Source organism: Lactiplantibacillus paraplantarum, assembly GCF_003641145.1.
GTDB classification, from domain to species: Bacteria; Bacillota; Bacilli; order Lactobacillales; family Lactobacillaceae; genus Lactiplantibacillus; species Lactiplantibacillus paraplantarum.
Genome location: NZ_CP032744.1, coordinates 1,787,755 through 1,807,195 on the forward strand (window position 1 = coordinate 1,787,755; position 19,441 = coordinate 1,807,195).

A 19,441-nucleotide genomic window follows, 5' to 3' on the forward strand; every position below is an offset into this window, starting at 1 on the left:
AATTCCTCCTATAAATCGAATCCAGTGAATGCCTGAATTAGGCTAACGCCTTCAAAAGTAAAATCAGATTCCCATTGCATTACATCGTCATCCGCTTCAAAATCAGCAAACGGAACATCATCTAAGTTGACGTCAGTGAAATGTAATGTTTGAGTGCCAGCTGCGCTGGTAGGATCATTAATTGTTAAAGTCGCTTCAAAGTACAAGTCTTTGCCACCGTTGATGTATGGTAAAGCATACTTAGACCAGTTCGAACTAATTAGGTAACCACCTAACGTCCCAGTTCCTTCCACACTCGTAGTCTTTTTGTGCTTCCAACGTGATCCAAGTGTCTGCACATCTTCCTTATTTTTTTCTAGCTTGGCGCTAAATTTATTTGCTTCAATCAATGGAATAACCTTGCCATTGATAGTGATATAAATTTTCGCGTCCTTAGTTGAAATCGTATCGCGCCCATTAAGGAACGAGCCGATTGTCGTGTTTTCAGCCATGTTTTAGACCCTCCTATTGAACAGTAATCGTCATGTATAATTTTTCCATTGCTTCGTTTGGTTGAACCGCTAAATCTACCACAATGGAGTCTTTAGTTTGGCCTTCTGCCACAGTTACATCATCAGCCACAAAATTAGTGATAGAACCACCATTTTGCAATGTATCCAGTTGAGCCACAAGGTTTGCTTTGAATAGGTCGCGACCAGTGTCATCGTTGTTGACCTTACCAATGAACTGGTTTTCGAAAATTGTTTGCGTCAAATTCGCAATGCCATCGATTGTGCGGATGACCTGGTTTTTAGCAAAATAGCTTGGCTTGTCATCAGTAAATTGAACCAGGCTGTTGATGTCCTCTTCAATAACCACATCGCCATCTCGCTTCACACTAAATACGAGGTGTCCTGCTTTCAAATTATCAATGATTGCTGTATTTGAAAGGCGAGGTGTCGCATCTTGTGCATCCGGATAAACGGCATACGTCAACGAGGCACTACCATCAAGCGCAGATGATGCTCCTGCAATATATGCGGCTGCGGTAGTTGCGTCCAAGACCGTGCCATCCATTAATGTCACGCCATTGACAACAGCTGTAATGGCTTCCGAATTGTACTTGGTGTCGGTCGTCAAAGCTGGTACAACGCCCGTCACCTTGTACCCTTCATCATCACGCATCCGCTGTACAAGGTTCGCAAGTAAGGCATGAATCTCAGTATCAACTGGATAGCCGGCCGTCGTGACGACACTGTATGAGCGAGTCTCCATGGCGTCAGACAATAATGTCGTGATGTCGCCCTTTTCACTAGTACCACCCGTCAGCTTATACGTGGTCTTACCAGTCAATGCTGCCAATTTGGTTGGTCCTGCCGTTTCATCTGCGGTAACAACATCAATATAATCATTAGACAGCAGTGGCACTGAACCATCACTCTTAATTGCCTGTTGATCAACTACAGACGTTCCTAGAAGCGTTGTAACTGTAATTTTCGTCTCGTCCGTCGGGTCTTTTAACACACTGACAGTCAGATCATTACCACGTACACCTGCGTATTTAGCTGTAAGCGTCCATGGCAAGCCTTCATCAGCCACTGTTGCTTTAGTACCAGCATTGTCGTTGACTAGTAACACAGTTACGGCTCCCTTTAAAGCTTCATGAATTGTAATCGCCTTAGAATCCGTCTGAGCAACACCAATCAGTGCGCGAAAGTCACTATCTCCAGATAGCTCAATGACCCCATTAGCGCCCCAACCATAATCAACACCGTTTGCCATTAATACACGGCCAGTAGTCGTATCAGTTTGTTGTTCCGGCACCCCTTTGACATTGATATATGCGCCAGGTCGTACCTTATTTTGTGTCTTCCAAATTCCGCCTGCCATTTAAATTGCCTCCTTAAATTTATTGATTTCACTTTTAGCTTGTTCTAACGAATATTGTTTATCTTCTTCCAAAACAACTTTGAGAATATCGACTTCCAACTTCGTGAACGCACTCGCCATTAACAAGTCGGCCTTATCAAACTTTGGCACAACCGTTTTGGCTCGCTTTACTGTTCTCTTGGTTTCACTCACGTTTTGTCCCTCCTCGATAATCAATCGTCTCTTGTTTCGTGCCATCATCAACAGGTACCGCGCGGAAACTGACAGTGAATGTCATCAGTAACGCCCCATCGTTGTGGTCGAAGTTTCGGTTTGTGATCCCTGCGAAATCATTTAACTGAACAAAATTATCAGCTAATAATTCTTCCATCATTTCCATATCTTCATTCGGGTTTTCCGGGTCTGGAAAATACACCAATTGAAAGTGATTATCTCGCACTTGGATACCGAATAGGTTTGGCATAATAGCAGTTGGCAACTTTTCCACAAAAAAAGATGGCTCTTGAAAACCACCTCGTTGTTGTTCACGATAAATGGGCAACCCTGGAACAAGTTGAGCCAACTGTGTAGCAATTCGCTTCGTTACATTAAATGACATTGAACCACCTCATGAGAGCTTAGATAAGAACTTTTGTAGTGCAGGGGTCAACAATGACGTCATTTGGTCATCAACCTCAAACATTGTTTTCATCAGCATGTGCTGCCCAGGAACCCAACCACCGCCACGAGTTCTATGTCCCATTTCGATATATTGCGCATATTCGATGTTGTTTAGCGCCGTCAACGTAATCACGGATGCACTAACTGTTGGCCCTTTCAATTCCCAACCACGTCGAAGCGTCCCTGTGTCAACCGGTGTTTTGGCTTTGACTCCTTTGAGTATTTGTGCACCAACTCGTTTTACACTCTCTTCCAACTGCGATTTAAGAATTTCGGCATTGGCCTCCGTTTGAACCTTCTTCGCAAATTCTTTGAATTCAGCATCATCAATCGTTCCCCAACTCATTAGCTGCCACCTCTTTAGCCTTCTCATCACGAACCATCGCTACTTCTTGATGGGTCTCATAGCCCGTATACCCCCTGCTAGCGCGCTTATACTGGGTCACATTGCCATTCACATCAGTGACGGCAATCAAATCACCAGCAGCTACCTTAACCCCGTTATCAATAATGAGCTTGGCGTCGTACAAATCAGTCCCATAGAACGATTGTTCGCTGGTTTTCAATCCTGACAGTACCACTTTTGCCGGGCGATTTTCACAAATAACCACGTCTTCGGTGGTTGTGAATGGCCCATCTTCAACTTCCCGCACACCGGTAATGGTTACGCGATCATGCCATAGTTTGGGCAACACTTTTGCCATGCGCTTATAACCATTCATTGTTTCACCACCCGGTAACTATTCAGAGTCGCCAAAAAGTTATCGCTAATTACATTGGCTTCCTGCAGCTCCAGATAGGCTTGTGATGGCGATTTAAACTTAACGGAGGTATCACCCTCGGAAATACTATCAACATCTCCCGACTGCTCGTCAAGTGGCGTTAACAACTGATGGGTGCCGACATACTGCATGCACATCGCTACAATCGTGCTATCCAGATGTTCTGATAAGGCAATCGGATCAACATGGCAATAATTTGCCACATCCATAATCGTCTTATCGAGCACATAACTTAAAACATCATCATAGCCATCATTCCCGTCAGGCTTCGGCAATAGCTTCTTTAGTTGGGCCAATAACACTGGCCGCCGCGGTAATTGTTCCATGCTTACCCCACCTTTACTTAACGAGTGCTAATAAATCAGCTTTAACGGCACTAGCATCGTATTGAATTCCTTCTTGGTCTAAATAAGCCTTGATTTGTTCGACCGTGCTTGAATCGGTTGGTTTAGCCAATGTTTGCACTGTGCCTTCTGCCGGAGCCTTATCACTCACAACAAATTCAATCCCCTTGGTCTTGGTCTTCAAGATGAAAACATCATCGTATGATTGTTCGTAATACAAGAAGTTCCCAGAATTCATAGCTGATGGACTGTCAAAGCCAGCAAAACTGTACTTTTGCGGTGCGATTTGAATTCCGTTTGAAATCAAGAACATTTCAATTTGCTTAGCATCAGCTTTAAGTTTGGAACCAACCGTGAAGTCGAAAGCCGTTTGCATTAAGTCAGATGGCACAACCACAATTGTTACATCATCTAGGCTATAAACAGTGCGTTGAACGTTATTAGGGTCTTTCAAGACCATTTCACGGTTCATTGCTTCAGCACGTTTAAGAATGGCGTTGTTCTTTGGCGTCAGGTATAAGATTCGGCCTTGTTGTGGCACACGGGCTTCGTCCATTCCGACCATCATGTCATCGAACGCGGTTAAGATGTTCTTTTCATCTAATGTATCAGTTTGAATGCCGCCATCGTTCGCGTCTGCTTTACGTTGATATAGCTTAGAAAACATTTCGCGATCCATTTCTGGCATCTTTTCATCAAGATTGAATTGCTTCGTGATATTCGCCATCGAGATCACATAGTTAGATTCGTCCACATCTGATGGGTCAACCAAGGTACTCCAATACCGCTCATTTTTAAGTTCATATGGATCCCAATCATTTGAATAGTTTGCAGAAGGTGTTGTAATGGTTCGCCGCGCACGGTCCCGCCGACCTTCATCAATCGTTAACCGTGGGACTTTGATATGTTTAGCACCATCAAAGCTAATTAATGAATTTGACGGTGAGTTCCATAAGTCTGCTGAGAATAAATGTCCGTCGTAAAAAGATTGTTGAATCGCCTGTTGGTAGGCATCTGCATAATTAATTGTTGCCATGTTGTTTTCCTCCTAAGATTTAAATGCGTCGATCATTGCTTGGGCGGGATCTGGATCTTGCGGGCCACTCCCACCGTTTGGTTCGTAATGTCCCTGCTTACCTTCGTCGAACAAATAGCCATCGGACTTTTTAAGCGCTGCTAACTGATCATCGACACCTTCAAGCTTGCCATCATCGGTTAGCTTCACCTTATCCATATCAAGCAAGCCCTTGATGGCTTTAGGGTTACGTACTTTAGCACCAGTCAGCGCCGTATTCAATGCGCCGTTCAACTTGGTTTGGTTAAGCTGAGCGGTCAATGCTTTAGTGTCCTCATCATATTTGGCTTGTAAATCAGTGACTTGCTTAGTCAACTCTTCGTTATCCCCTAATTGCTTTTTAAGGCCCTTCAAATCCTTATCCCGGCTAGCCACGTTACCTTTTAAAGTTTCGTTTTCTTGTTGCAAGGCTTCAATGCCAGTACTGGCTTTAACCTTGGCGTTTTCGATATCCTCGCCGTTGATATCCATAACAGCCTTGATTTGTTCCTCGGTAAGTTTCAGTTCTGTTAGTTTTTCACGTTTCATTTTTGTTTTCCTCCGTTACGCTTTTTGTACGTGGTTGCACCACCACTTGTGTAAAACAAAAGAACCTTTTTACGTCTTGTTCGGGACAATTTAGGTATAAAAATAGCACTCAACCGGTGATGGAGTGCTGGTGGAACTATCTATTGGTTATTGCCATTCAATTTTCACATTCCAATGATCTTCGGTGATTTTACGGGCCTTGTCCAAACATTCCTGAACATTAGGCGCATACTTGTAATAACTATATTTAATCTCAGCTGTAAAATTATTTACTTCTAAATTGTTACGAAAGGATTCCATTTCAGGTGAATTATAGTCAATACCCGCAGCTTCTTGCTGTTCATTAAACCGATAGTATAGGAATTCTCGAACATCTGGGTTGATCTCATTTATTTTCATCAATAATTCCCACCTTTCCTCGATTCAATACGACAAACTTATCACCATTTGAATTATACCACCCATCAACGCCTAAGCCCATTGCAACGTAATCGAATAACATCTCGCCAACCAGTGGCTGTACTTTCTCTTTAATTCCATATATTTGCATTTGTTTTTGCAATGCAGCCTGAAACTCAAATTGATTTACGATAACGCTATCCGCTGCCATTGTACCAGTGACAAGTTCATTAGGCGAATAGCCATATTTTTTGGTAGTATACTGATAATCTGCACCAAAATATATTCCCCGTCCATTAAGAGAATTGTTGGTTGTCGAATACTCCAGCGGACCCCGCAACAATTGCTGCTTTCGATCAGTATAACGATAAATTTTCGCACTATCAGGAATTAGTAGCGAATCCTTCCAATTAATAATAGTTGGTTTAACATCATAGCCCAGTTGGTGGGCATAGTCCAACATATTTTGGCGGTAGGCACCATGATAAATATCGTCCGGTACGTCTGGCCTTTGCCGTTCAACCTGAATTATCATGCCTTCAAGCTGAGCAGCAGTTAACTCACTGATACGGGCAATCGGCTTCTTACTCAACATTTGAGTAATGTCACCATTATTCCAAACCCTGTTGGCAGTTCCATATTCCTTCCACCAATCAGCATAGGTAGCATTCTCAATTAACTTACCTTTACCAGTCTCAGGATCACGCATCCAACGTTCACCCACATCGGGTAAATCCGCAATCCACGGTACTGTCGTACAGCGGCACCGAGCGTGGATCAAGGGGTAGTTAATGCCAACTCGCCGGTCTTTCATCGCAAAATGTTGACCGTCTAACTTAGCGCATATGTTACAAGTATGACTTTCAAGCGTTGCCATATATTCGTAAGCATCAATACCGCTTTCTTCGTAGCTCTTAGCGGTTGCTTCTTCTTGGATATGGCCTAATTCAGATTGCACCAGGTTATGAATCTGATTTCGCTTCACATCTTGGAACTGGGCGTGCATTCGTTGGGCAACTTTATCAACGCCCCAACCCATCACAGTTGCACGAAACAGCGAATCCATTAAATAACTAGGCAGTTCTTGCTGATAGTTCCTCCAAATCCGTTGTGAGAAGTCCTTGCCATCTTTAGCCCATGGCCGAGATACCACTGTTTGAAGCTGGGCCTCATTGAAATGAGCGAAATCCGAAGTAAACGCGCCACGCTGTTGCTGAACATTAAACGTAGTCCGCATATAAGTGTCTTCATATTGCTTCGTCAACGCTGTTTCCATACTGCTAGCATGTTTCTTGGCTAGCCCACGGGTAAGTTTACGCATTTGGTCTTCAAGCGCTGACAGACGCGCTAAGCGGCTCTTATAATATTCACTGTTTAACTCCTGTTCATACCCTCCAGTCTTGGCCTTAGCTTCGAACTGCGCTAGCGTATTCTGCCAATGTTTGGTCTTGATGCCGTCCAATGCCTTAATGGCTTGATCAGAACTTAACCCCTCATTGGCGGCATACTTATCAACCCATGAGCTGGCTTCCTTGGCAATCTCACGGTAGGCGCCGTTCAATCCGGGTTGCAGTGCCTTCTCATAAGCTTGCGTATTCTTGATTGCTCGCTGCTTAACGCGCAAATGACGCTTCTCCCAATAACTAAGTTTGGTCATCGTCCTCACCGCCTAGCTGGTCGTCAGCATCTGGATTACCGTAGCCATCTTGCGCCACAATATCATCTTGCCGATTCTTCAACTCTTCTTGCCAGTCATCGACAATTGGATTGGCCTTAGCAACAGCCTCATCACTAGAATACTGGGCGACCTGCGCCACGACCTGAGCTTGCTCCAAGCTATTCTGGATAGCTGTGCGAGTCCACGTCTGACTAATTGGGCGACTGTCAGCATCACTAACACCCAGCCAGCCCATAATAGCCCGCACAAGCTCGCTAAGTGCATCTCGGAAATAAGCTTCAGTGTTAGACGCTTTAAGTTCAAGATGCCCATATAATGCACGAATAGCCGTTCCAGAAGCATTTCCGATTGCTTTAAAATCTGTCGGGTTAATGCCCTGCCCATCTACGAATATCTTGCTGTCAGTACGGTTCAAAACGTTGTCCCGAGCTTCAACTGGAATGTCGATAGTCAACTTGTCAACGCCAGACTTATCACTTGGGCCGAGGTTATCCATCTTAATCGCTTTGTCCTGCTTTAAGGTTTTCATAAACTCTGACAAGTCGGTGCCACCATAATTGGTAAGCACTAAAATAACTTGTTGTACGTCGTTAATGTCGTTCACGAAGCCGTTATAAACGTTATCGAACACATCGATGAACCCCTTGACCTTCAACAACTCTGGGCGTTGGTCCTTGTTTTTAGGGAAGGCAATAAAGGGTACCCGGCCAAACCCATGGTCAAATACGGCACCAGCACCCACTTCATCACCAGTTGATACATCATAAGTTGGGAATCGGTCGTCAATCGTTTCCAGATCACTATAGTCTGACAGCTTGGACTTAAACACTGTTACATCTTTAGCCGTCCAATATTCGTGAACATTGAATTGCTTACCGGTATCTGGGTCCAGCTCTTTGTAGCTACGCCGCACTGCCAGTAATTTACGATCGAGGTCACTGCTATAAATGGGAGTAACCTGATCAGGCGGCACAATACCATAACGGAACTGCTTGTCATCATCAATCCAATAATGAAGCCAACCAACACCAGCATTACTAGCATCAACTACTAACTGATTCAGACGCAGGTTAAAGTTGTCGCCTAACGTATTTTTGATTTTATCGTTAAGATTGTCGTCCTCAACGTCAATTGCCGGTGGCACCGTTGCAAGATAGCCCGCTTCCTGATCAATTAATAGCTGAGCATAATTACTACTAACCCGGTTATCAGCATGACGTAATGGGCCGTCCTCGGCTTCCTTGCCTTCTTCTTTAGTCTTAGACTCACCATCATTTCGCAATGTAATATCATTTTCATTGTGGTAATAGCGCAAGGCTGTACTGTAGTGACGGTTAAACCGAGTTCGTCGCCCGTCGGTATTCTTTAACAATTGGATCATCGCTTTTGTTTCCAAGGCTTGAAACCTCCTTTCCGCATGATTGACTCAATGGCATACCGAACAGCATCAATACTGTGGTCGTTACCATCGGGGTATTCTGCTTTTAATTCACCATACTTATCGCGTTCTAACTCATAGGCTGTGAACTCACGGGCAGCATTAGGACAACGCTCCGGATCAATAATGATTTCACGTAAGTCTTGTAGCCATTTGAATCCCTGGTCACGACTTCCCGGCCCCTTAATGGCACCAATCACCGGCAGCCCCATGTCCCGAAGTTCAGCAATCGTTCCGGGTGAAGCAGAATCACCAGTGATTGGCTTGTTTTCGGGATCATACGGTTTGATTAAATCCACGGCGTTCTGGTTCTTCAACCCAACCTGGTAAACTTCTGCGTAGATGTATAGCCGGTGCCGTGCGACATCAAAAAAGACTTGCTCGTATGCCAATGGATCACTGGCAAAACCGAAATCAAGTCCTCGTCTTGGGTTATCAAATGTTTGTAATTCCTGTTCCGTAATGCGCCGCTTAATGATGTTGTTAAATACCTCAGCGCCCGTCCCAGTAATCTCACCGAGATACTCATGGGCGTACGCTTTGGGGTTATCCTCCTTTAACTGCTCGGCATCCGCAATGAACTCTTTACCAAGCCATTCTCTTGGAACACTAAGATAATCGGATTTATGCACCAATGTATCGCCGCGCAGGCCTTCACTGTCAGTCACTTTATTCACCCAGCTATTCTGACTCGCTGGCGGATTGTAGCTATAAAAGGTGATGATGTCACTACCACCACGATTAAGCGACTGATTCATAGAACGAATTTCCGGCCAGCCACCGAACTCATCAACTTCTTCATAGTGTTTAAACTTAGTATAGCCGTGTCTAAACTTCTGTGATTTAATTTTACGTGGCTTATCAGCACCCTTAAATCGAATCTGCTGGCCAGTCGGCATATAAGTTAATACCATCGGACTAACAGACTCTTTCCAATAGTCTTCAACGCCCAATACATCGATGGCCCATAGATACTGGTCAAACACTGAATCACGCAGCGTGTTTGCAACTTTCCGTAGTACTACGGCGTTCGCTTCTGGGTCTTTCATGATTCCCAATACGACCTCAATTGAAACGAAACTTGACTTCGTTGATCCACGGCCACCGGACAGCCAATAATTTGAATGCCGACGATGCTTAATATCAACGTGAAGATTGTAGAAAGATGTTGCTACTTTAGTCTTTAAGCTCACTCGTTTCATCTTCATCATCTCCTTCGATATTATCGTCAATCTTAACGCCCTGTGATTCCTGCTGAGTTGTGTAAACATCAGCATACTTAGCAAGCGTCTCAAGCGCCTTCTGCTTATCATACATTTCAACCACGGCCTCACCTTTGTCAATCCGGATTGACTTTACATTGCTCGTATCAATTTGATTACTATCTTCCAAGGTTACTATATTCTCGTAATACCACGCTTGCTCTCCTGTTTCTGGGTCAATATCAGGATCCATGCGATAGTGCCCGTTGTCATCCTCATAGGGACCCGTTTTATCTCTAATCTTAGTCCAACGCAAACGCTTCACTGTTTTAAAGCTAACCACATCGCGAACATCCGACTTAGACTGCTGGCGCAATTCAAGGATGATATCTTGAAGGTCAAAGTACAAGTCAGATTGTTGTTGCTTCTTCAACTCAGTCAACTGCCGTTTTACACTAGCATTCACTAGCATCCGACTACCATTCACATTGGCTGTATTCCAATCAACTCTGTAAGCCTGCTGGTACGCCCAAGTTGCATTAAATCGCTGTAAATAAAAGAGGCAGAACAACTTCTGCTTTTCAGTCAGCTCGTTGTTTGCCTCTAATTCATCTACTATTTTAGGTGCAACCTTGGGTGCATCTTTTTTTCGTTTTGGTTGCACCTTTTTGATTGCAGATGCATCCTTCTTCCAGCCGTCGCGGGTACGCCACGATTTGAGCGTATTGACTGGCACACCATACTTAGCTGAGATGTCTTTGTAAGCCATCCCTGAAGAGTAATCCCTACCTGCCTGTTTTCGTTTATCCATTACATACCACCACACCCTGCTTTCTATTGATTTTATGTATTAAATTCTAACTTTCGTTGGTATTTTGGGGTTCAGCATCTAAATACCATTGTAAATTAAAATTTTTTATTTTCTTTTTCACAGACTTTCCTGATCGCTCAGTAACGACAATCAAAAATCCTAACATCCCATAATCTGTCTCGTGCTGTTCACAATATGCATCTAAGTTCATTAAAAATAAATCACGTGACATACAAAATTGATTTGTTTCTCCCGGAACTAGACTGGCACCATATTTTTCATTTTGGTACATCTTTCCATGTGAAGAAATAATTAATCCCGTTGTATCTTTCCATGGTTGACTTGGCATGGTAGCAAAAAGCATCACCTTATCGATTTCGGCAATCTTTTCAGGCGACTTGTTAGTTACTAAAACAGGAATTTCAAATTCTTTTTTACCTTCAACAGCCGTTAAAGAATTATGGAAAGTTATCTTTAACCTAACCTTTTTACTCCGTTTAGACTGATATATTGTGTAAACTAGCACCAATGCTCCTACAATTCCTGAAAACCATTCCGCCAATGAACCTATTTCCATCACAATCTCCTCCAAACTAATATAACTATACAAAAACTCCCACCATTAAGCGAGAGCTAGTTTGAAGGCATGCTATTAGTTTAAATTCATTCTCTTTCTTTTCTCAGTTAAATCCATATCACTAAAAAGCTTGATATATCAATGATAGTTTGTTTTCCAAATTAAAAGCCCTCCGAAGGACGCTAGCTTTTATTTGGTATTAGCCCTCAAAAAAGAAATTATTTCAGTGTTGCTGATAAACTCATGGTGTTCAATCATCGACCAAATTCCTTTGTCATTTTTTTGCCATAAATCAATTTCATAAACATTACGCTTACCAGTTGAGAGACGATTCATATAAGAATTCCAATCAATCTTTGAATCACTAAACTTCATCTCAACTTGACGCATTAAGTCAACAAATATCTCCTTACTCGTTACTCCAAAGGACTCTCGGTCAGTTTTGTTCTCTAAATACTCAGTTATATCAATTTGGTACATACCACATCACTCCCTATCTAATCCAACTATATATAAAGCTTCTACTATGTTATATGAGTAAGAGGCAGTTTCAAATGCTACATATCTGAAAACCACCTTAAAAAGTTAAACATTAGTAATATAAATTACATTATCCTCAACTTGTACCTCATACAAGAAATCCTTCTTAGCAGAATAGTACATATAACCGCTAATTCCCTTTTTACCCTTTTCTATTGCATCATCCTCCATGTAATCTCGCATATGTTCAGACATAAACTCTTGATCTGAGCTAGCATCGACCCATTTTGGCAAGGTAACAATCACCTGATTAATAACATTACAATTCTTGAACACTGTAAATTCAGTCCCTGTACCCAAAGAAGTGTTACCATCTAACTTATAGGTAACAAAGCTATCATCTTCACGAATCTTTGTCATTCCTTTAGGGTCAATAACGGAATGTACCGCATTCTTCTTTAAAGAATGTGTCTTATTGAATAAGAGATCTAACAACGTCAAAGTTATATCTTCTGCTGCAAAGATAACAAACCTGGCCTCGACGGGTGTTATAGTTTGTGATCTTACCGCTGATCCATGTGAAACTGAAGTTAAATTTCGTAAATTTCCTATCTCAGTAACAATATCAATCACATTATCGAATACCGTTGGAAATTGTTCGCTTGCCGCTAACTCTGAACTCAAGGAGCTTAGTGTACCCTTGATTAATTTATTCAGACTAAGATACCTATCTTTATCAATATCCTCATCATTAAGTGCTTTATATACCCATTTACAAGTTGATTCAATCATGCTTCGCGCATAATTAACAGATTCCCCGTAACGTTCCTCGTTATAGCTATCATTCATTTCAGAGTAACGTTCATCAATTGATGCTATTCCAAAACTATCAACCTCGGGCCTCAAAATTTCACCAGGATGTCTCATATTTTCACCACATCTTTAATTTAATTGACTCAACTATATCAAACCGCACTGTATTATGCGATTACGTTGTTTCAAATTTTTAAACACACAAGTATGTACCTGGCTCTCCTAAAAGCTCCAAAAAATGTCACCGTTAAGTGAGAACCAGTTTGAAGAACAGTAATCGGACTTTACCGGCTTATTGTACCGTCATACTCTTTTCAGATATAATGTAACTAATTAGTCATTCTAGGAGAAAATATCATGAAAAAGATAATTCAAAAAATTTTAGAGAATTCATTATCATCTCTACTATGTACTGCAATAATTTGGCTTTGCTCAAATGCTGCAGTATTTTATATGTTTATTCCAAATAAATCCATTATTCAATCATTTTCCATTATTTATGATAATAAAATATGGATGACAATAATAATAATTGGTCTTCTTTTACTGATAGCACGGTCATATAACATTCATCGAATAAATAAAATACAGTATTTCCCAGATTATAGTCTTATACCTCAAACTAGAAGTACAATTACTGTCAAAAAACCGGGCGAAGTTGCATTCACTGTCTATCTTTCATACTCCTTTGATAACCGTATCTTTGTTCAAGGTATATCTAATCTCAGATGTCCTAAATGTGCACAGGACTTGGTAACTAAACGAACTATCATTTTGGGTAGATATGAACATTTTTGTCCACAATGTAAATTTTCAATTACTAATAATTTCACTGATAATACATGGTCACAAATACTTACCCGTAACTCCGAAACATTGTTTAACAATAAGACAACAGAACAAGTTAATGATATTATTAAGCAATAATAAAAAGCTGTCGAGAAGCCTAATCAATTTAGACTTTTTAACAGCTTTTTATTTACACAATTAAAGAACCCACTCATTTACGCTATTAATATAACATCTAAAAAGGGACATTGTCTGGACATATAAGGGACAATTATCCAACCATTTCTTCGAGGCTCACAATTCCAAACAAGAAAATTGAAAACTCTTGAATTGCCTCTTTCTGATCACGCTTAATGGTTTTTTCCGACACATTAAAATAGTCAGCAATTTTCATAAACGTCCATTTTTGTGGATTGATATACATGTTTTGAATTACAAAATAGCGCCGCTTCACTGCCATATCACGCTTACTAGCGTAGCTGTGATAGGCCTGCAGCATTAAGTCTGTGTACTCCATCATTTTCTTGGTTCGTGCCTTATAACCCACAATACTACGGATTTTTAAATCATCCTGTGAGAACACATCTTTAAGATACTGATCAATATCCGTATCAATATCTTTGGAGTGCTCCGTGAGAATATCATAGTTTTTCAATAGCAACTTAGTGTTTTTAACTCGCCAAGTCTGCTCGTTAGCAAATTGTCGCTTGCGTTCGTTGCGAACTAGCTCTGTCACCAACTTCGTTATTTGTTGAATTGATTTTTGATCCAACTCTATCACCCTTTCAAATAATTACCATGGCAATTCCTCCCAGTGCCTATCTAAAAACTCAGCCATTACACGAGCTTTAAAACGCCAAGGGCTGCCTTTAACCCCTCTATGAATCAATTGATGGTGCTGTTCCATATAACCAATCTCACGACTATATTTTGGGTTATAAATAATATTATCTAATATCCAACCCCAAGATTTATTGCCGCACCATTTACGCAAATCTTTTGACGTCCATGTACGTCCAATAAGACTTTCTCCCTCAAACCCATGCATATCATCTGGTATCAACTTCATGCTATCTGGAATTTGAACCGGTACTGTTACTTGTAAAACTTGCTTCATAATAATCACTCTTTTCTTTTAATTAATGACTATTATGATTCAATTTTCAATTCATGGTTAACCAGTTATTAAACTGTGTCAAGAACAAGTGATACTCTTCGCCACTCAGGTCAACCCAGTAACCATCCGTGCCAATAAAGTTAACTTGATAATGTTCTTTAATCTAAGAAATCATCGCCACTTTACTAAAGACAATTACTACTTCTTCACCACTAGCATTCTCTGTTGTAAACATTTATACACTCGCTCTCTGATTTTTAGATTGTTACTGTACATCATTTTTTGTCAGTTCCTTGTTTACGTTTTTCGATAAAAAGTGTAAAACTGAATACTCATCCTAAAAACACTTTAAAATCAGTGTTCTAACAAATCAGCATTGCGATGGATGTCGCCAACTATTTCAGGATAGGTTTGTGGAAATTTAATATCATTGTCCCATTCACCCAAACAAGCAAATAACGGCTTCTCCCCACAATAGAATCCTGCGTAATCCTCTCGACATTCGACTTTTAAATAGTCAGTAATGTTTTTCCCATATATCATAGATGACGTAGCTAAAATGTCGCCCTCGTAGATATCCTTGCCGTCCACGTCTTTCAGGCCGGTAAACTGCTCAAGCTTAAACAGTGCGTCAATTCCATCAACTGCGCCATCGTTTGAGTACCCGTCCTGTCCATCAGTACTAGCCTCTGCCCAATAGGCTTGACCATGAATAAATTCAATATTGTCAGGTAACAGCATTTTATTCTGAATTTTGTCCCATGCTCTAAACTTAATCATCGTTGCCACCTCCAACATTTAAAAAATCGATATTTTTTGAAAGTTCACGATTAGTTTTAGCCAACAAACTTAAATATTCATCAATTTTTAAAACTTCGTTATCGTCAATAAGTCGCTGTGTATAGACTGCCTTTAACGCTGATGATAAATCTGGGTAATAGCCAATCGCTTTCGGTATGGGCTTACCAACACTATCCGTTAATCGACCACCTTTACTGTCCGTAATACGTTGCAGCACCCAATTATTGTATTTCTGTGCATCAACTTGATAATCATTGTTAATTTTAATAATCATGCTCAATCCTCCCCGAACGCTTTATCCAATGCCACTTGAGCCTCGATGTAATCAATTGCCAGCTGATAGGCCTTATAGATACGTTCGTCTTGGTCTTTGTATTCATCAGCCACTCGTTGCTTAAGTTCCGTCCATGTTCCTTGGTAACAGCCAGTCGTTGCCACATCTAGCGACGGGATATAAGTTAATTGAGCATTATCGCGCGAGCTTTGCAAGCCAGCTACGTACACTTTAAGGCCGGTTGATTCGTGCCAGTTGACCCAATTTAGGTTGGCACCCTCTAAGTCAGCACCCCTTAAATCGGCACACCTTAAGTCGGTACACCATAAGTCGGCACCCCTTAAGTTGGCACGCCGTAAGTCAGCACACCATAAGTCGGCACGCTCACCGCCGGTCTCGTTGTTCAGCCATTTATTGTGTAAATTAATAATTACGTCTAATTCAGTTTGCTTCATGCTCAATCCTCCTCGAACGCTTCAAACGCCCGCTTACGTTCCTCGTTAGTTGGTTCCTTGACGATTATCATGCTATGCTGCTCTCTTTCATGAATACCAGCCAATGGGTCTTGCCACGTTTATTGCCAAACAATGGTTGGTAGCCGATAGCGTCCAATATTAATTTCACATTGCACCTCAAAATAGAACGTTCCAAATTGTGATTGCGAACCAGGTTTCGAAAATCAACGCAGCAATCCATGCCGCGATAATGAGTCCCAAAATACAAATATTGCCCAACTGCTCAATTAGTTCTCGCATCCGTTATCACCTCTCGTTACCTGGTAAGGTGCATAATCATGTACCATCCGCAAGCGCTCTGAATTTTCACGACTATGTTTGTCAGCATTCATGCGCATCCGCCGCCGTTTCTTCTTAACCGTTGATTTCTTGGTGTGTTTCCGTTGTTTCGTCATAATTTTCCTCCGATAAAAAATAATTGCCGTCAATCACTGCCAGCAAGCGTGGTTTTAGCCAGGTATTGCTGTGACCAATCATCTGACTACACTTTGTCAGTGATATTTCATTTGCAATCACTCTTTTCATTACCAGTAGCTCATAGTGCGTGAGCGTCGGCAAAGCATCTGGCATACAAGCAGATATTGCATGTACCTGCTTCAACGCATCTGGCGGTGCATCAGTGACACTACCATATTGCTGTTCCACTACCTGTACAGCCGCTAACAGTATTTGATGATTAAATCTCTTCATTTTGGGCCTCCGTTAAGGTGATTGGGTCTCCTGGCTCAGTCCGCCAATCGCCAAGCCTTAACATCGCCGCAACGTCAGGCGTAACCCGAACCCCTTTAATATGATATTTCGCCATGAAACTATAAATTCCGATATTATGCTGTTGATTATGATGAACCCGACACAGTGGCATCACCTGATTACCAATGTGTTTGATATGATTACGATCACGACCAATGCCGACAGCGTGAACATGCGCGACATCCGCATGGTTGCCACAAATGCAGCATTTCTTATACTTGAGACAAGTCCGCTCCCAGCCATACTGACCTTGCACTTCATCCAACGTTCGTGTTAGAAATGGTACGTTCCACGCTAGACAAAAATCAATTAGGTATTCAATAAAGTTGGTTGCCACCGTCTCCGAACAGTTTGCCAACGAAAAGCCGTCATAGATTCCGCTATATAGCGCGTACTGCTCCTTCATTTGTGTCTTAGTCAACTCAGGTAAGTAGTTGCCCGCCCAACGGTCAATCTCACCCAGCAAGGCATATATCTTGTGCTGCTGAGCGGCCGTAATATGGCGCCCATCATCGTAAAGCAAGCCAACTTCACCATTCGACACTAGATATTGCAACTGGTCGGACTGGGTTAGTTCGATTGTCACAATGTTGTCCTTGATTTCTAGCACGCGCCCCATTGCTTGTGGCAATCTCTACCAGCTCCTCCGTATACTGTTCATGCACGATCTCCGTACAGTTGGGACACGGCCCAATGTTGAATACACCGAGCATCGTCTGCGGATGCACGACCTTAGTCCCATGACATAATTCACATTCCATTTTTTGCACCTCACTTTATACTTCACCGCGATAATCCTTGATTGCACTGAATGCAACACCATTACCAACACCGTAATTCTTCATTCGACTTAATGTTCGCGCGCCGTAACGATTTTCGAGACCCTTACCATCTAAGTTAGTCGTCACAATCACCGTCTTGTTCTCCCGATCACGCCAAAACCGATCTACTAAGTCTTGCGAGTATTCGGTATCACGTTCACTGCCAAAGTCATCTAGTACGACTACATCGGCCTGTTTAATTTCAAATAAAATTTTGTTAACCTGTCGCTTCAACGTATCGTCTTTAAACGACTGTTTTTGCAACTCAATAAGCTCATGCCAGTCAATAAATAGTGCCTTCCAACTGACATAGACGGTTTTAGTCTCGCCATTTTTTGTAACCTGCTTAGTTGTCTTATACCCTGTTTGAGCCAACACGGCATATAGCATTCCCATTGCTAAGTGCGTCTTACCACGACCCGTTTTGCCAATTAATAGACTATGCACAGTTTTGCCATCAGCAATCTGCTTCGCTATTTGCTGACACCTCACTAGCACTCGTCTCTCAGGCTCATCCGTCGCCATATAGTTCTTAAAACGGTGCCGCATGACATCAGAACTACTAGTCACGCTATAGGTTCTCAGATAGCCCAAGGCATCATTGCGATGTGCGACCGTCGTTAATTCTGTGGCCGTTGGAATCGTTCGCTGTGCAACAGGTTCGGTATACCCACACTTCTTGCGGCGCAGTTGTCCATTCTCAGTGTAGGTAATCACTCCTGGGCAAGCCCCAGCTAGTTTTCTACCAGTCACTGAGTCAACCGTCTTGGGCCGTAACAGTGGTGTGCCACAGTTTGGGCAATTCACGCCATAGGTTTCAAACCGACTGTTCATCAACCGCTCAATTGATTCCTGTATTTTTGTGGGTTTTACCATGGCAAATCATCATCCGCAACATCACGGTCTTCTAATGCAAACCCATTCGCATGTCGGTTAGCACTCGGTGCCTGATAATCATCATCGAAGCGACCATTAAACCAGGTCGACCCGTTCATTGGTTGTTTCCACTTATTGGCAGCCAAATCCTGTTGATACAGGCGTAATCGTTCCAACAAGTAGTCATTAGTATGCTTGATACTCTGTTTACGCCATATTTTATAATGGGCGAACGCTTGCTTCTTTCCCTTTTTATTTGGATATTGATTCCAAATCAGGTCAAATTCATTTTCTAGTGACACGGATGGTGCGGGTAGGTCCGCACGTTGCGCTGTTTGGTCTGCTCCTGATTCTTTTTCTTGTTCTGACTCTTGCTCTAAATCTAGTTCTAATTCTTTCTCTTTCTCTTTCTCTACGTTACGTCCTGTTACATCACTGTTACTTTGTAACGCTTTTTGACGTTTACGGTAGGCCCGCACGCGCTTAGCTGATGAACTTTCCTTGCCAACTAAGCCTTCTGTAACATCATCCGCAAATCGAAAGGCACTTGCATCTTCATCAGAATATTCAATCAAATGTTTCGCATTCAAAAACGTTAATAAAAACTCAACATCGACTTGTTGCTCCTCAAGAATCAGCCCTAGCTCCTCAGAAAAATCTTTACCAATCCCCGTAAAGTAGATATAGCCACCATTCTCAAGCGATAGCAGAATCATCTCCAAATAAATAACAGCGTAGGTGTCGCCACCCGACATCCGGCGCAATAAGCGCACTGCTGGGGATTTAAAAAAGTCCATTTGTAACTTGATCCAGTAATACGTTTTTTCAGCCATAATGGACCA

At 42.0% G+C, this 19,441-nt stretch carries 29 protein-coding genes and 1 pseudogene; 1 reads left to right on the forward strand and 29 read right to left on the reverse strand.

Going from position 1 to position 19,441, the window contains the following annotated elements; genetic code table 11:
• Positions 1–8: 8 nt before the first annotated feature.
• The 17 genes from LP667_RS08615 to LP667_RS08695 all read right to left on the reverse strand — a co-directional run bounded on the left by LP667_RS08615 (position 9) and on the right by LP667_RS08695 (position 12,770).
• Positions 9–491: a phage tail tube protein gene (locus LP667_RS08615; protein ID WP_056988264.1), complete on the reverse strand. Its 483-nt coding sequence runs from the start codon at positions 489–491 to the stop codon at positions 9–11.
• A 13-nt stretch (positions 492–504) separates the two neighbouring features.
• On the reverse strand, positions 505–1,869 hold the full coding sequence (locus LP667_RS08620) for a phage tail sheath C-terminal domain-containing protein (RefSeq protein WP_056988263.1): 1,365 nt from the start codon (positions 1,867–1,869) through the stop codon (positions 505–507).
• Positions 1,870–2,061, reverse strand: coding sequence for a hypothetical protein (locus LP667_RS08625; protein WP_056988262.1), 192 nt, complete (start codon positions 2,059–2,061; stop codon positions 1,870–1,872). It lies immediately after the preceding gene.
• Entirely contained in the window at positions 2,054–2,467 is a 414-nt protein-coding gene (locus LP667_RS08630) for a phage tail terminator family protein (RefSeq protein WP_056988261.1), read from the reverse strand. The genes LP667_RS08625 and LP667_RS08630 overlap by 8 nt, the downstream gene beginning before the upstream one ends.
• 9 nt (positions 2,468–2,476) lie before the next feature.
• The gene (locus LP667_RS08635) at positions 2,477–2,875 is read right to left on the reverse strand and encodes an HK97 gp10 family phage protein (protein ID WP_056988260.1); all 399 of its coding nucleotides are present in this window, start codon (positions 2,873–2,875) and stop codon (positions 2,477–2,479) included.
• Entirely contained in the window at positions 2,856–3,251 is a 396-nt protein-coding gene (locus LP667_RS08640; protein WP_056988259.1) for a hypothetical protein, read from the reverse strand. The genes LP667_RS08635 and LP667_RS08640 overlap by 20 nt, the downstream gene beginning before the upstream one ends.
• Positions 3,248–3,637 (reverse strand): head-tail connector protein, encoded by a 390-nt coding sequence (locus LP667_RS08645; protein WP_056988258.1) that lies wholly within the window; start codon positions 3,635–3,637, stop codon positions 3,248–3,250. Before LP667_RS08645 ends, LP667_RS08640 begins: the two co-directional genes overlap by 4 nt.
• 13 nt (positions 3,638–3,650) lie before the next feature.
• Entirely contained in the window at positions 3,651–4,691 is a 1,041-nt protein-coding gene (locus LP667_RS08650) for a hypothetical protein (protein ID WP_056988257.1), read from the reverse strand.
• 12 nt (positions 4,692–4,703) lie between these two features.
• Positions 4,704–5,258, reverse strand: coding sequence for a phage scaffolding protein (locus tag LP667_RS08655; protein WP_056988256.1), 555 nt, complete (start codon positions 5,256–5,258; stop codon positions 4,704–4,706).
• Positions 5,259–5,405: 147 nt separating this feature from the next.
• On the reverse strand, positions 5,406–5,657 hold the full coding sequence (locus LP667_RS08660) for a hypothetical protein (RefSeq protein WP_056988255.1): 252 nt from the start codon (positions 5,655–5,657) through the stop codon (positions 5,406–5,408).
• A complete protein-coding gene (locus LP667_RS08665) occupies positions 5,644–7,314 on the reverse strand; it encodes a minor capsid protein (protein WP_056988254.1) in 1,671 nt (556 codons plus the stop codon). Before LP667_RS08665 ends, LP667_RS08660 begins: the two co-directional genes overlap by 14 nt.
• Positions 7,301–8,731 carry a phage portal protein gene (locus LP667_RS08670; RefSeq protein WP_056988253.1) on the reverse strand — a complete coding sequence of 477 codons (1,431 nt, stop codon included), beginning with the start codon at positions 8,729–8,731 and terminating at the stop codon, positions 7,301–7,303. Before LP667_RS08670 ends, LP667_RS08665 begins: the two co-directional genes overlap by 14 nt.
• Entirely contained in the window at positions 8,713–9,975 is a 1,263-nt protein-coding gene (locus tag LP667_RS08675; protein ID WP_225366473.1) for a PBSX family phage terminase large subunit, read from the reverse strand. Before LP667_RS08675 ends, LP667_RS08670 begins: the two co-directional genes overlap by 19 nt.
• Positions 9,950–10,786 (reverse strand): terminase small subunit, encoded by an 837-nt coding sequence (locus LP667_RS08680; protein WP_056988251.1) that lies wholly within the window; start codon positions 10,784–10,786, stop codon positions 9,950–9,952. Before LP667_RS08680 ends, LP667_RS08675 begins: the two co-directional genes overlap by 26 nt.
• A 46-nt stretch (positions 10,787–10,832) precedes the next feature.
• Entirely contained in the window at positions 10,833–11,363 is a 531-nt protein-coding gene (locus LP667_RS08685; RefSeq protein ID WP_056988250.1) for a hypothetical protein, read from the reverse strand.
• Positions 11,364–11,552: 189 nt separating this feature from the next.
• Positions 11,553–11,843, reverse strand: coding sequence for a hypothetical protein (locus LP667_RS08690; RefSeq protein WP_056988249.1), 291 nt, complete (start codon positions 11,841–11,843; stop codon positions 11,553–11,555).
• Positions 11,844–11,948: 105 nt separating this feature from the next.
• The gene (locus LP667_RS08695; RefSeq protein WP_056988248.1) at positions 11,949–12,770 is read right to left on the reverse strand and encodes an abortive infection family protein; all 822 of its coding nucleotides are present in this window, start codon (positions 12,768–12,770) and stop codon (positions 11,949–11,951) included.
• 243 nt (positions 12,771–13,013) lie between these two features.
• On the opposite strand from LP667_RS08695, the gene LP667_RS08700 reads away from it, so the two are divergent.
• Complete coding sequence (locus LP667_RS08700; RefSeq protein WP_056988247.1) at positions 13,014–13,583, forward strand: hypothetical protein; 570 nt, start codon at positions 13,014–13,016, stop codon at positions 13,581–13,583.
• 133 nt (positions 13,584–13,716) lie between these two features.
• On the opposite strand, the gene LP667_RS08705 is transcribed toward LP667_RS08700, so the two are convergent.
• The 12 genes and pseudogenes from LP667_RS08705 to LP667_RS17030 form a co-directional block, all read right to left on the reverse strand.
• The gene (locus LP667_RS08705; RefSeq protein WP_056988246.1) at positions 13,717–14,217 is read right to left on the reverse strand and encodes a hypothetical protein; all 501 of its coding nucleotides are present in this window, start codon (positions 14,215–14,217) and stop codon (positions 13,717–13,719) included.
• Between the two features lie 21 nt (positions 14,218–14,238).
• Positions 14,239–14,562 (reverse strand): DUF771 domain-containing protein, encoded by a 324-nt coding sequence (locus tag LP667_RS08710; RefSeq protein WP_056988245.1) that lies wholly within the window; start codon positions 14,560–14,562, stop codon positions 14,239–14,241.
• A 354-nt stretch (positions 14,563–14,916) separates the two neighbouring features.
• Positions 14,917–15,342, reverse strand: coding sequence for a YopX family protein (locus LP667_RS08715; protein WP_082618895.1), 426 nt, complete (start codon positions 15,340–15,342; stop codon positions 14,917–14,919).
• Complete coding sequence (locus LP667_RS08720) at positions 15,335–15,637, reverse strand: hypothetical protein (protein WP_180992842.1); 303 nt, start codon at positions 15,635–15,637, stop codon at positions 15,335–15,337. Before LP667_RS08720 ends, LP667_RS08715 begins: the two co-directional genes overlap by 8 nt.
• A 2-nt stretch (positions 15,638–15,639) precedes the next feature.
• Positions 15,640–16,092 (reverse strand): pentapeptide repeat-containing protein, encoded by a 453-nt coding sequence (locus LP667_RS08725; RefSeq protein WP_056988244.1) that lies wholly within the window; start codon positions 16,090–16,092, stop codon positions 15,640–15,642.
• A gap of 67 nt (positions 16,093–16,159) precedes the next feature.
• Positions 16,160–16,252 (reverse strand): annotated as a pseudogene (locus LP667_RS17025) (SAM-dependent methyltransferase); the annotation flags it as partial.
• Between the two features lie 17 nt (positions 16,253–16,269).
• The gene (locus LP667_RS17235; RefSeq protein ID WP_262880027.1) at positions 16,270–16,392 is read right to left on the reverse strand and encodes a hypothetical protein; all 123 of its coding nucleotides are present in this window, start codon (positions 16,390–16,392) and stop codon (positions 16,270–16,272) included.
• A complete protein-coding gene (locus LP667_RS16730; RefSeq protein WP_156648173.1) occupies positions 16,380–16,547 on the reverse strand; it encodes a hypothetical protein in 168 nt (55 codons plus the stop codon). Before LP667_RS16730 ends, LP667_RS17235 begins: the two co-directional genes overlap by 13 nt.
• Positions 16,507–16,842 (reverse strand): hypothetical protein, encoded by a 336-nt coding sequence (locus tag LP667_RS08735; protein WP_056988243.1) that lies wholly within the window; start codon positions 16,840–16,842, stop codon positions 16,507–16,509. The genes LP667_RS16730 and LP667_RS08735 overlap by 41 nt, the downstream gene beginning before the upstream one ends.
• Positions 16,829–17,533, reverse strand: a complete 705-nt coding sequence (locus tag LP667_RS08740; protein WP_056988242.1) for a putative HNHc nuclease — start codon at positions 17,531–17,533, stop codon at positions 16,829–16,831. The genes LP667_RS08735 and LP667_RS08740 overlap by 14 nt, the downstream gene beginning before the upstream one ends.
• 145 nt (positions 17,534–17,678) lie before the next feature.
• The gene (locus LP667_RS08745) at positions 17,679–18,599 is read right to left on the reverse strand and encodes an ATP-binding protein (RefSeq protein WP_056988241.1); all 921 of its coding nucleotides are present in this window, start codon (positions 18,597–18,599) and stop codon (positions 17,679–17,681) included.
• A complete protein-coding gene (locus LP667_RS17030) occupies positions 18,593–19,432 on the reverse strand; it encodes a phage replisome organizer N-terminal domain-containing protein (protein WP_056988240.1) in 840 nt (279 codons plus the stop codon). Before LP667_RS17030 ends, LP667_RS08745 begins: the two co-directional genes overlap by 7 nt.
• Positions 19,433–19,441 lie beyond the last annotated feature (9 nt).